The sequence below is a fragment of the Caballeronia sp. SL1002 genome, assembly GCF_057814995.1.
Genome location: NZ_JBYMUW010000004.1, coordinates 366,641 through 378,646, shown reverse-complemented (window position 1 = coordinate 378,646; position 12,006 = coordinate 366,641). Strand labels below are relative to the sequence as shown.

14 protein-coding genes are annotated in these 12,006 nt (G+C 63.1%); 10 read left to right on the top strand and 4 right to left on the bottom strand.

All coding sequences use genetic code 11. From position 1 onward, the window contains the following. Window positions 1-61: 61 nt before the first annotated feature. On the top strand, window positions 62-766 hold the full coding sequence (locus tag AC3D25_RS23205) for a GntR family transcriptional regulator (protein ID WP_488891063.1): 705 nt from the start codon (window positions 62-64) through the stop codon (window positions 764-766). Window positions 767-775: 9 nt separating this feature from the next. Here the strand turns inward: AC3D25_RS23205 and AC3D25_RS23200 are convergent, their stop codons facing one another. From AC3D25_RS23200 to AC3D25_RS23190, 3 genes are all read right to left on the bottom strand, one after another. Continuing rightward, the gene (locus tag AC3D25_RS23200; protein ID WP_488890816.1) at window positions 776-1,609 is read right to left on the bottom strand and encodes a helix-turn-helix transcriptional regulator; all 834 of its coding nucleotides are present in this window, start codon (window positions 1,607-1,609) and stop codon (window positions 776-778) included. Window positions 1,610-1,648: 39 nt separating this feature from the next. Further along, window positions 1,649-2,215, bottom strand: a complete 567-nt coding sequence (locus tag AC3D25_RS23195) for a carboxymuconolactone decarboxylase family protein (protein ID WP_488890815.1) — start codon at window positions 2,213-2,215, stop codon at window positions 1,649-1,651. Window positions 2,216-2,333: 118 nt separating this feature from the next. Beyond that, window positions 2,334-3,296 (bottom strand): 2-hydroxyacid dehydrogenase, encoded by a 963-nt coding sequence (locus AC3D25_RS23190; RefSeq protein ID WP_488890814.1) that lies wholly within the window; start codon window positions 3,294-3,296, stop codon window positions 2,334-2,336. Between the two features lie 258 nt (window positions 3,297-3,554). Here AC3D25_RS23190 and AC3D25_RS23185 point away from each other — a divergent pair, with 258 nt between their 5' ends. The 7 genes from AC3D25_RS23185 (at window position 3,555) to AC3D25_RS23155 (ending at window position 9,609) form a co-directional block, all read left to right on the top strand. Continuing rightward, window positions 3,555-4,313, top strand: coding sequence for an SDR family oxidoreductase (locus AC3D25_RS23185; RefSeq protein ID WP_488890813.1), 759 nt, complete (start codon window positions 3,555-3,557; stop codon window positions 4,311-4,313). A gap of 53 nt (window positions 4,314-4,366) precedes the next feature. After that, window positions 4,367-5,683, top strand: coding sequence for an MFS transporter (locus AC3D25_RS23180; protein ID WP_488890812.1), 1,317 nt, complete (start codon window positions 4,367-4,369; stop codon window positions 5,681-5,683). Between the two features lie 27 nt (window positions 5,684-5,710). Next, entirely contained in the window at window positions 5,711-6,100 is a 390-nt protein-coding gene (locus AC3D25_RS23175; protein ID WP_488890811.1) for a VOC family protein, read from the top strand. 53 nt (window positions 6,101-6,153) lie between these two features. Next, window positions 6,154-7,398 (top strand): citrate synthase, encoded by a 1,245-nt coding sequence (locus AC3D25_RS23170; RefSeq protein WP_488890810.1) that lies wholly within the window; start codon window positions 6,154-6,156, stop codon window positions 7,396-7,398. A gap of 113 nt (window positions 7,399-7,511) precedes the next feature. Further along, window positions 7,512-8,570: a catalase family peroxidase gene (locus tag AC3D25_RS23165; protein ID WP_488890809.1), complete on the top strand. Its 1,059-nt coding sequence runs from the start codon at window positions 7,512-7,514 to the stop codon at window positions 8,568-8,570. Beyond that, window positions 8,567-9,109, top strand: a complete 543-nt coding sequence (locus AC3D25_RS23160) for a cytochrome b (protein WP_488890808.1) — start codon at window positions 8,567-8,569, stop codon at window positions 9,107-9,109. The genes AC3D25_RS23165 and AC3D25_RS23160 overlap by 4 nt, the downstream gene beginning before the upstream one ends. A gap of 155 nt (window positions 9,110-9,264) precedes the next feature. Further along, a complete protein-coding gene (locus tag AC3D25_RS23155; protein ID WP_488890807.1) occupies window positions 9,265-9,609 on the top strand; it encodes a DUF4148 domain-containing protein in 345 nt (114 codons plus the stop codon). 155 nt (window positions 9,610-9,764) lie between these two features. Here AC3D25_RS23155 and AC3D25_RS23150 read toward each other — a convergent pair whose 3' ends face one another. Continuing rightward, a complete protein-coding gene (locus AC3D25_RS23150; RefSeq protein ID WP_488890806.1) occupies window positions 9,765-10,301 on the bottom strand; it encodes an RBBP9/YdeN family alpha/beta hydrolase in 537 nt (178 codons plus the stop codon). 125 nt (window positions 10,302-10,426) lie between these two features. Here AC3D25_RS23150 and AC3D25_RS23145 point away from each other — a divergent pair, with 125 nt between their 5' ends. Together AC3D25_RS23145 and AC3D25_RS23140 are read left to right on the top strand one after the other, a co-directional pair. Beyond that, entirely contained in the window at window positions 10,427-10,888 is a 462-nt protein-coding gene (locus AC3D25_RS23145; protein ID WP_488891062.1) for an Lrp/AsnC family transcriptional regulator, read from the top strand. 88 nt (window positions 10,889-10,976) lie between these two features. Then, a complete protein-coding gene (locus tag AC3D25_RS23140) occupies window positions 10,977-12,002 on the top strand; it encodes a sensor domain-containing diguanylate cyclase (protein ID WP_488890805.1) in 1,026 nt (341 codons plus the stop codon). Window positions 12,003-12,006: the final 4 nt, after the last annotated feature.

Sequence of the window (12,006 nt, the reverse complement as noted above, 5' to 3'; positions counted from 1 at the left end):
GACCGCAAGGATCAACGGGATTTACTTTCGGGAACGCAACGTGGCTGAGTTATTTACCGGGCTGGCGGATCTTTCCAGCTTCGACATTACAAGCCGGATCGCGCCGATCGACGCCACCGAGCCGCTGCGCAAGCAGGCCTACGCGAAGTTGCGCCAGGCCATCGCCGATGCGGATATCTACGGCTCGCAGGAAGAAATCCGGCTCGACGAACGCAAGCTGACGATGGCGCTCGGCGTCTCCCGCACGCCGATCCGCCAGGCAATCACGCTGCTCGAACAAGAGGGTTTTCTCAAGACCGTGCCGCGTCGCGGCGTCTATATTCTGCGCAAGACGCGGCGCGAGATCGTCGAGATGATCCATCTTTGGGCCGCGCTCGAAAGCATGGCCGCGCGGCTCGCGACGCAACGCGCGAGCGACGCGGAAATCGCGTCCCTGCGCACGATGTTCGATTCGTTCCATGACGTGTCCCCCGCCGACGATATCGCGAACTATTCCGACTCGAATATCGCGTTTCACGAAGCGGTGGTGCGGCTGTCGAAATCGACGATGATCTTCGAGACGCTTTCGAATATCTTCGCCCACGTGCGCGCGATCCGGAAAATCACGATCACGCAAAGCGACCGCGCATCGCGCTCCATGTCGGATCACGATCAGATCATCGTCGCGCTGGAAAAGCGCGATCCCGACCTCGCGGAAATTCTGGTTCGTCAGCATTCGCTCGATCTCGCGCTGTTCGTCGAGGAACATTGCGACGCGCTAGGCTGAAGCCGGACGCTAGTCCGAATGCGCCGCGAGCAGTTGGCGGTGGCGCGCTTCGGTGGCATCGTCGGCGGGGAACATGCATTCCAGACGCAGTTCCTGCGCGGCGACGGTTTGCGGCGTGCCGACGCTCGTCACCATCGAAAAATAGCGAAGCACCACGCCGTCGAGCACGAAGCCGAGCGGAACGACCGGCATCGTGGACGATGGCGCGCGATACGCCTTCCAGTCCCGCGGCACGCCGGGATACGCGAGCAACGCGTCGAGCAGAGACCCGGTCTCACGGTCGATCACCTGCCCGACCGATTCGCGATACACCCGCTGCAGCAAACTGCGCGAGACGCTCTCCCAATCGTCGATGAACGGACGCATCCCGTCAGGATCGAAGATCAGATGCAGCATGTTGCGCGGACCTTTGCGCGCCGCCATATCGATGAAGCGATCGAAAAAACGCGGCGCGGCTTGATTCGTCATCAGCACGTTCCAATGGCGATCCATCACGATCGCCGGAAACGGTTCGTGCTGACCCACGACGCGCTCTAGCGCCCGAACGACGCTCTGCATCTCCTCGGCATTCCACGGCGACTCCGAATAAACCGGCGCATAGCCAGCGGCGAGCATCAATGCATTGCGCTCGCGCAGCGGCACGTCGAGCGTCTGCGCGAGAATCAGGACGGTGTTGCGGCCCGGCACGCTGCGCCCGCTTTCGATAAAGCTGATCTGCCGCTGCGAAACGCCCGCTTCGAGCGACAAATCGAGCTGACTCACGCCGCGAACGTCTCGCCAATAACGCAGGAGACGCCCGAGTTCACCTTGCGGCATGTTTGGATCGGGACTGGCGAGGTTCATCGGCTCTCCTTCATCGCGTGACGGATGAATATTACCGGCTCACGGCGCGGGCGCATGCCAGACGAATTCCTCGAACGGCGCTTCGAGCGGCGGCAGGGTCACGCTGCCGGTGTAGTTCGTGATGGTCGATGCCGCCACCACCGCGATCACTTCGAGTATCTGCTCGGCGCTGAATCCGGCATCGAGGAAGCGCTGCTGGTCGGATTGATCTACATGCCCGCGCTTTTCGATCAGCGTGCGCGCGAGCGTCGAGAATGCGGCGAGGTCTGCGTCGTTGGGCGAGCGGCCGGAGCGGATTGCTTGCACATCGGCGGAACTTACGCCTTGCTTCAACGCAAGCGCGGTATGAAACGCGACGGCCCACGCGCTCGCGTTCGTGACGGCGTTGGTCAGCAACAAGGTCTGGATCTGCTGCTCGGTCAGACTGCTCGCATGCACGCGCTCGAACAGGCCGATGAAGCCGTTGATGAGCACCGGCGAAGCGGCCATCGCGCCCGCGATATTCGGAACGAGTCCGAACGTCTGCTGTAATTGCTGCAGAACGGGCTTCGATTGTGCGGGGGCGGTTTCGACGGTGTAGACGGGATAGGCACGGACGTTTGACATGGTATCTCTCTGGTGATGAGCGCCACCGGAGCAGTGGCGCGACAACCAGAGAGTAGAAGCGGCCGCGCGGCGCGCCAATTACATCGGATGTAATCGTCGCGCCGCGCCAGACCGCGACTCACACCGGATTCAACGCGGGCCTTCCATCCAGAACCGCCGCGACATTGTCCAGCGCCGTCAAACCCATCTGGTCGCGCGTCTCCATCGTGGCGCTCGCCATATGCGGCGTGAGGAAGACGTTGTCGAGTTGCGCGAAACGCTTATCGACATTCGGCTCGCCGTGATACACGTCCAGCCCCGCGCTGAACAGATGCCCTGAAGTCAGCGCGGCATAGAGCGCATCTTCATCCACGAGACCGCCACGCGCCGCATTGACGAATACCGAGCCCTTCGGCAAGCGCGCGAACTCGCTTGTCGACATGAGCGGGACTCCGCCGCCCGGCACATGCAGCGTGAGCACTTGCGAATGTGGCAGCATCGCGTCGAGGCTCGGATAAAACGTCGCGCCTTGTTCAAGCGCGGGATCGGCGCGGCGGATGTCCGTGTAGATCACGCGCATGCCGAAACCCTGAGCACGCTTCGCCACCGCCCGCCCGATCCGCCCGAATCCGACGATACCAAGGGTCTTGCCGTTCACGCGCGTCCCCAGCATCTCGGTCATGCCGAACGATTTTCCCCAGCCGTTGCGCATGATTCGCTCGTATTCCGACGCGCGGCGGCATGCCGCGAGCACGAGCAGCATCGAGAAATCGGCGGTGCATTCGGTCAGCGCGTCCGGCGCGTTCGTGACCGCGATACCGCGCTCGCGGGCAGCGGCGACGTCCATGTGATCGAAACCCGCGCTCGCGTTCGCGATGATCTTGACGGTCGAAGGCAGCGCGGCAATGTGCTCCGCCTGCAAACCGGACTTCTTGCCGATCAGCACAGCCGGCACGTCATGCTTCTTGCAGAAATCGACGACCGACCACGAATCCATATCGGACTCGGTGACGAACGCGTGGAATTCAGCCTCGGCGCGATTCGCCACAGCAGTGGGAACCTTGCGCGCAACCAGCAGCTTCGTGCGTTTATTGTCCGACATGGTTTTTCCTTTGATCGAGTGGTGTCGAGAGACTACGAAACCGCGGACAGAAGCGTCAATATTGATTGATTGAATCAACTTATCGGCGTGCAATGGCTCCAACGCGCCCGGCTGGCGTACATGCGCACATCAGGAAAACCCTAGGCGGCTCCCGCCAGCAAAGCGCTCGGATGTTGATTCAACAAATCAAGATTGCTCAACGCATCGGCCGGATGCAACTCTGCTTCCATGTTCAATGACATGTGAAGAGGAAGTGAGATGCCTGCATCGAAGAAATTCGCAGCCGTCACGGGCGCCGGTTCCGGCATCGGCCGCAGCGCCGCTGTCGCGCTCGCCAACGCTGGATTCGCGGTCGCGCTGATCGGCCGCCGCGCCGAGCCGCTCCTGGAAACGAAAGAAGCCATCGGCCAGGCCGGCGGCGAAGCGCAGGTCTTCCAGGCGGACGTCGCCGACGCGGCTTCGGTCGATCGCGCGTTTTCGCAGATCGCTGAAACCTTCGGCCGCCTCGATGTGCTGTTCAACAACGCGGGCCGCAATGCGGGCGCGGTCCCGCTCGAAGACTACGACGTCGATTTCTGGAACGACGTGGTCGCGACCAACCTCACCGGCGTTTTTCTCTGCGCGCGGGCGGCGTATCGCTTGATGAAATCGCAGACGCCTCAAGGCGGCCGGATCATCAACAACGGCTCGATCTCGGCGCACTCGCCGAGGCCGAACACGATCGCCTATTCGGCGACGAAGCACGCGGTCACCGGCATCACGAAATCGATCGCGCTGGACGGCCGCGCGTACAACATCGCGTGCGGGCAGATCGATATCGGCAACGCGGCGACACCGCTGACCGAGCGCATGAATCGCGGCGTGCTTCAGGCGGACGGACGGATGGCGCCCGAAGCACGCATGGACGTGACGCACGTGGCGAACGCGGTCGTGCATATGGCGAACCTTCCGCTCGATGCCAACGTGCTCAACATGACGATCATGGCGACGTCCATGCCGTTCGTCGGCCGCGGCTAAATTCTTTTCGCCGAATAAAAAAATAATAAAAGGCTACTGTTCTGGAGACACCGATGAAAGTCGTAGAGGAACACACCCTGCCGGCGCAAAACCCGGCTTACGCGGATACCACGAAGCGCTCCCGAGTGCGGTACGTCGTGCTCTCGATGCTGCTCACGGCCACCATTCTCAACTACGTGGATCGCTCGGCGCTCGGTATCGTCGCGCCCGGTCTGTCCAAGAGCCTCTCGCTCGACAAGATGCAGATGGGCGAACTGTTCGCCGCGTTCGGCCTCGCGTATTCCATCGCGCTGGTCCCAGGCGGCGTGCTCACCGACATTCTCGGCTCGCGCATCGCTTACGCGCTGTCGCTCGTCGGTTGGTCGTTCGCCACGCTGACGCAAGGTTTCGCGAACGGTTATCACATGCTGCTCGGCTCGCGGCTCGCCATCGGCGCGCTGGAAGCGCCGGCGTTTCCATCGAATGCGCGCGCGGTCACGTTATGGTTTCCCGCGCGCGAACGCGGCTTCGCGACCAGCGTCTACGTGATGGGGCAATACATCGGCACGCCGCTGTTTACCGGCTTGCTGCTGTGGATCTCCGCGTCATATGGCTGGCGTTCGGTGTTCTACGTGACGGGCGCCTTCGGCATTCTGTTCAGCCTGCTCTGGTATCGCGTCTATCGCGATCCGCACCAGCATCCGGGCGCAAACGCCGCCGAGCTTCGATACATCAACGAAGGCGCGACGGGGACGCGCAAGCCGCGCGAGAAATTCGACTGGCGAATGGCGCTCAAGCTGCTCAAATACCGCCAGATTCTCGCTATCTGCCTCGGGAAATTCTGCAACAACACGCTGCTGGTTTTCTTCACTACGTGGTTCATGACGTATCTGATCGAAGCCCGCCACATGTCGATGATCAAGGTCGGCATCTTCCAGGCGCTGCCTTTTATCGGCGCGACGATCGGCATTCTCTCCGCCGGGTTTTTGTCGGACTTCTTCATCCGGCGCGGCGTGTCGATTTCGACGGCGCGCAAGGCGCCGCTCATCATCGGGACACTGCTCGGCGCGTCGATCGTGCTCGTGAATTTCGTCGAATCGAACGAACTGGTGATCGTCATTCTGACCGTTGCGTTCTTCGCGCAGGGCGTCGGGTCGATGTCGTGGGCGGCCGTCTCCGAAATCGCGCCGCGGCAATACGTGGGACTGACCAGCAGCATCACGAGCCTCGCGGCCAATATCGCGGCGGTGACCACGCCGCTGATGATCGGCTACATCACGCATCACACCGGCCACTTCTACTGGGCGCTGAACCTGATGGGCGCGATCTGTCTCGTCGGAACGCTCTCTTACTCCGTGCTGCTGGGGAAACTTTCCCGCATCGAACTGTGACGCCTTCGACCTTTCCGGTGATATCGAATGATTGAATTCAAGTGGGATCATCTGCAACTGTGCTCGGCGGATGCCGAAGCGACCGCCGCGTGGTTCGCGCGCTGCCTGAACGCGGAAATCGTGCGCCGGCCGGGGCGCGTGGACTTGCGGATCGGCGCGATCAATCTGTTCATCACGCCGCTGCCGGACGCGCAAACCGTGCGGGCCGACGGCGCGCGCAAGCAGGGTATCGATCATTTCGGCGTGCTCGTGGACGATCTCGATGCAGCGTTCGCGCATCTGCAGCGCTGCGACGCGGAGATCGTCGAGGCGGTCAAGCAAGTGCGCCCGGGCGTGCGGGCCTGCTTCGTGCGATCCCCTGGCGACATCCTCGTCGAGATTCTGGAGCGCCGTCCCGCCGAGATGACTTTTACGTGAAAAGACGTCAATATTGACGCTCGATTTTGCAGCATCACCTTGCCTGCCATCCCATGCGAAACTGGATCACGCTGACCGAAGCAGCCCGACAACTCGGCGTGCAAGCGCAAACCGTCTACGCCTACGTGAGCCGCGGCAACATCGCGGTCATGCCGGACCCGCACGACACGCGCAAGAGCCTGTATCGCGCGGAGGACGTTGCCGGTCTGTGCCGCAAAAAGCAGGTCGGACGCAAGCGCGAGGCGCTCGCCGCCGGGACGATCTTCGGCGCGGAACCATGCATTTACAGCAGCATCACCACGTTCTCGAAGGGCCGCCCGTATTTTCGCGGGCGCGACAGTATCCGGCTTGCCGACACCGCGACGCTCGAAGACGTGGCGACCTTGCTGTGGAACGCGAACGCGCCCGTTTCCTTCGATACCGGCGATCTCCCGCTATACGGCGACGAGCGCGGCCGGCAATGCGCATTCATGTCGCTGGCGGCGCTCACGGCGAACGGCCATTCGACCATCGGACGCACGGACAGCGCGCTGCATGTCGAGGCGGGCAGGCTGGTCGCGCTCATCGCGCAGGCGTTCGGCGCGCGCTATGACGCGGCGGCGCGCAACACGCACGAACGGCTCGCGCTCGGCTGGGGCCAGAATCGCGACGGCGCGGAACTGATCCGCCGCGCGATGGTGCTGATCGCCGATCACGAAATCACCAGTTCGGCGTTCGCGGCGAGAATTACCGCGTCGACCGGTGCATCGCTGCCCGGTTGCCTGCTCACCGGTCTCGCGACGTTATCCGGTCCGCTGCACGGCGACGCCTCGGGCCGCGTGCGCGCCGTCTTCGACGACGTCGGACGGCTCGGTGCCGAGCACGTCGTCGCGCATCATCTGCAATCGGCCATTCCTATTCCGGGCTTCGGGCATCATCTGTATCCCGACGGCGATCCGCGCGCGGCCGCCTTGCTCGACGCACTGAGTCCGCCGCGCGAACTCACGTCGTTCATCGACAAGGTGGTCGAGCTGACTGGTCTCAAGCCGAATATCGACGTCGCGCTGGCCGCGTTGGCGGCGCAACTCGCCTTGCCGCGCGATGCGTCGTTTGCTTTGTTCGCGACCGCTCGAAGCGTGGGACTGCTTGCGCATTGCATCGAGCAGCTTCGGGTCGGCAAGGTGATCCGGCCACGCGGGCGCTACACCGGACGCGCGCTGGAGGACGGTAACGCCGCGCCGCCGCTGGACGACAACGAAACGCCGCTCGATCAAGCCACGCTCGACAAGAACCGGCTGTTCAAGGCGGTCGAGCCGTGAAGGTGTGACGCCACGCGCCGCGCCGCCTTCGAGCACGGTCGGTCGATCGATGGCACTATTCTCTCCACCCTGCTGGACTTCTATTCAGACGATACATTGATCGGGAGAGATCGATGGCCGACAGACCGACTTCCAACGCGTCCCCTGTCCGTTCGCTGGTGACGATTGCTGTCGTCGTGGGCGTGCTGGTCGCGGCGTTCGCCTATACCGCCGGCTGGCTCTCGCCGGGCCGCCTCACGCCGGCGAAGATCGTCAACGGACTTGCGCCGCCGGGCGGCGCGGCGCTCGGCTTCCGGCGCAATCACGCGAAGGGCATCTGCTTTACCGGCAGCTTCGAATCCACCGGCGCGGCGGTCGCCCTTTCGCGCGCGCCGATGTTCGCGGCGGGTTCGTATCCCGTCACCGGACGTTTCAACCTCGCTACCGCCGATCCCCACGCGCCCGACGCCACGGTCCGCGTGCGCGGCTTGAGCCTGCGCATCGTCGCGCCGGACGGCAGCGAATGGCGCTCGGCGATGATCGATGCGCCCTTTTTCCCGGTTGCCACACCGCAGGCTTTCTACGCGCTGCTGCAGGCTTCGGCCAACAAGAGCGATCCGGACGCCATGAAGAATTTCGCCGCCGCGCATCCCGAGTTCGGCACGTTCGTCGCGTGGGCGGGCAGCGCGCCGTGGACCGGTTCCTACTCGCAGGAACGCTACAACAGCCTCAATAGCTTCGTTTTCACCAATGCGGCCGGAGAAGATCAGGCCGTGCGCTGGTCCTTCGTGCCCGCCGCGCCGCCCGAAGCCGTTCCCGCCGCGCAGTTGAAAACGCGTGGCGCGGACTTCCTCGCCGCCGACATCGCGCAGCGCGTCCAAAGCGCGCCGCAAAAATGGACTCTGGACATCACGGTTGCCAATCCCGGCGACCCGACCGCCGACCCGAGCCGCGCTTGGGGCCAAGACCGGCGCAAGGTCGAAGCGGGAACGCTGGTGGTCAAGACGATCGAGCCGGAGGCCGACGGTCCGTGCCGCGATCTGAACTTCGATCCCACCGTGTTGCCGCCCGGCATCCACGTCTCGGACGACCCGTTCCCCGCCGCGCGTTCGGCCGCGTATTCCGTGTCGTTCAACCGGCGCACCGCCGAGGATAAGGACTATCCGCGCCATCCGGGAGGAGCCACGCCATGACCCCGACGACGCTGAAACGCTTCACCCCGCTGCAGCGCGCGCTTCACTGGCTCATGGCGGTCTGTATTCTGGCGATGCTGTTTATCGGCGTTGGGATGGTGTCCACCGTGCGGCCGGATTACCTTTCGCTGGTGTCGATCCACAAGCCGCTGGGCATCACGATTCTCGTGCTGGCGCTGATCCGTCTGGTCGTGCGGCTGACGCGCGGCGCGCCGCCGCTGCCCGCATCGATGCCCGCGCCGATGAAACTGGCCGCTTACCTGTCGCATCTCGCGTTCTACATTTTGATGATCGCGCTGCCGTTGATCGGATGGGGCATGCTGTCCGCCGCCGACTATCCGGTTGTCGTGTTCGGGATTCATCTGCCGCCGATCCTGCCGCATAGCAACACGTTGCACACGCTGCTGTGGGACGCACACAAGACGCTTGCGCTGTGCTTCTTCGCGCTGATCGTGCTGCATCTCGCGGCGGCGCTGTTGCACGCGCTGGTGCGGCGCGACGGCGTTTTTCAGGCGATGGCGCCCTGGGTGAAACGATGAAACCGCGCTCCTGGATTACCAAGGGTTTACGCAGAAAAGCGACAACAATGTCTTGCTCACAACACGCTTAATTTAAAGCGATCGGCTGCCTAATCTTCTAATTACTGAACGCCATATGACGTTCCTGGTTAAAAGAAAATCCGGAGGTAGTCATCATGAAATCGCTTATTCAAGCTGTCGCCCTTGCCGCCGCGCTCACCGTGCCGGTGCTGTCGTTCGCACAGTCCGACGCGCCGGTCACGCGCGCGCAAGTACGCGCCGACCTGGTGCAGATCGAAGGAGCGGGCTACAACCCCGCCACCGCCAATCCCAACGCGTACCCCTCCGATGTCCAGGCCGCAGAAGCGCGTCTTGCCGCGCAACGCGGACAATCGACCGGTTATGGCGGCGTGACGGATGGTGCATCGGCGGCGGGTTCCGCCACTCGCGCAGGGATGGTCGGCTCATCGGCGCGCGCCGGTTCCGCGCAGAACGCGCAGTCGGTCTACTTCGGCAACTAATCCGCAACTTCGGGCGGCCCGTTCGCGCCGCCCATGCTTTCACTCAGAGTTTCGAACCTCCATTTCGAACCTCCCTCAAAGGGCGGAGTTCGATGTCTGCCCGATGAGTTGCCCGGCCGACGTTTGCTGGGCTTTTTTGCGTCCTTGTGTTTGGGCTACCGATAGGTCAGCGCCCGTAGCAACCGCATGCCCTCATCCCAATCTCCCAGACCGCTCTCGCCGTTCAGATGCCCGTGCGCGCCGGCATCGACGAACTCGCTGCCCCACGCTTTCGCGCGCGCCCGGGCGTAATCCGCGCTGCCGTACGGGTCGTCCGTGCTCGCCACGATCACGCTCGGGAACGGCAAGCGCTCGTCGGGCAACGGTGTGAATCCACGCGCCGACGACGCCGGGAAAGCCGCAGCCGTCGGATCCGGAACCGCGACCAGCAACGCGCCGCGAATCTTGGGCGCATGACGCGCGGCCCAGTGCGCGACGGCGAGACAGCCGAGACTATGCGCGACGATCACGGTGCCTTCCCCGAGCGCGCCGATCTGCCGCTCGATCGCTTCGACCCACTCGCCGCATTCCAGGTCGTCCCAGTCCGGAATTTCCATCCGCCGCCAGTCCGGATGCGCCGCTTGCCAGCGACTCTGCCAGTGCGCCGGCCCCGAATTGCCGATGCCCGGAACCACGAAAACGGGATAGTCCATCGCTGCGAATCTCCAATGAATAACGAAGGACCAGTGTAAAACCCGGCCGATTCCGGCACCATACCGATCCGAATGAAACAACGGCGAATCACCGTCGATCCAACGGAAAACGGGTACAGATGCAAATGAAACCTAAGCGGGTGACGCTCGACCGCCTCGACTGGCGGATTCTGGAAGCGTTGCAGGACAACGCGCGCGAGACGAACACCAACATCGGCAAGCAGATCGGCCTCTCTCAACCGGCGGTCACCGCGCGTATCCGGCGACTGGAAGAACAAGGCGTGATTCAGGGCTATACGGCGCGTATCGACGCGAAACTCGTCGGACGGAGTATCGGCGCGCTGGTTCGCATTCGCACCACGCACGCGCAGATCACGCCGTGTCTCGCCGCCTTCGAAGCGATGCCGGAGATCGTAGAGGCGCATCGCGTGACGGGCGAGGATTGCTTCGTCGTGCGTCTGCTGGTCGAGGAAATGCCGCAACTGGAGGCCGCGATCGACGCGCTCGCGCGCTTCGGTCCGGTCACGACTTCGGTCATTCTCGCGACCTACCCGCCGAAGATCGTCGCTGAGCGCGGCGGGCGTTAAAGAAACGGCGCGCGAGGCCGTAATCACGTCGGAGAAGCGCCCGTGCGCGGCGCTAGACCGAACGCGAACAATAAAAGGACACGGCGGCATGAATAGCAGCGATGCAGGCGAAGCGGTACTTGGCGCGGAATTTCTGCGCCATGACGAGACGGGACGCGCCCACGCGGCGGAGCGCGGCATCGCGCACGACCACGCGGTCTACCGGACGCTGCTCGAATCGACGCGCGCGATTCCGTGGAAGATCGACTGGCGCACGATGCAGTTCGAATATATCGGTCCGCAGATCGAAGCGCTGCTGGGCTGGCCGCCGTCGAGCTGGAAGAGCGTCACCGACTGGGCCGAGCGCATGCATCCGGACGACCGCGCGAAGGTGGTCGAGTTTTGCGTCGCGCAATCGACGGCGGGCTCGGATCACGAGGCAGACTACCGCGCGCTCACGCAAAGCGGCGGCTACGTGTGGCTGCGCGATGTCGTTCATGTCGTGCGCAACGAACACGGCGAAGTGGAATCGCTGATCGGCTTCATGTTCGACATCAGCGAGCGGAAAAAGACCGAAGAGCAAGTTGCGAAACTGCAAAAGGAACTCGAAGACCTGTCCTTCAAGGACGGCCTGACCGGTGCGTCAAACCGCCGTAAATTCGACCTGGTGATGAAGCACGAATGGGACACGGCACTCGCCGCGCGGACGCCGCTTTCGCTCATCATGATGGACATCGATTTCTTCAAGTCATACAACGATTACTACGGTCACGTTCAAGGCGACGAATGCCTGAAACGCATTGCCGCGGCGCTCGGCGAAGCAATCCGTCCCGGCGATTTTCTCGGCCGTTTTGGCGGCGAGGAATTCGTTCTGGTTTTGCCGGATACGAATGCCCGCGACGCGCTTAAAATCGCCGAGCGATGCCGTGAATCGATCGCGTCGAAACAGATTGCCCACGAGCGCTCGCCGCATCGGCAATTGGCGACCGCGAGTTTCGGCGTCGGCACGATTATCCCGGCGCATCGGACCGATGCAATCGGTTTCATTAATCTGGTCGATGCGCAGTTGTATAACGCAAAAGAAAATGGCCGCAATCGCATTACGGCCATCGATCGCGCGGATCCGTTTAAATAATCGT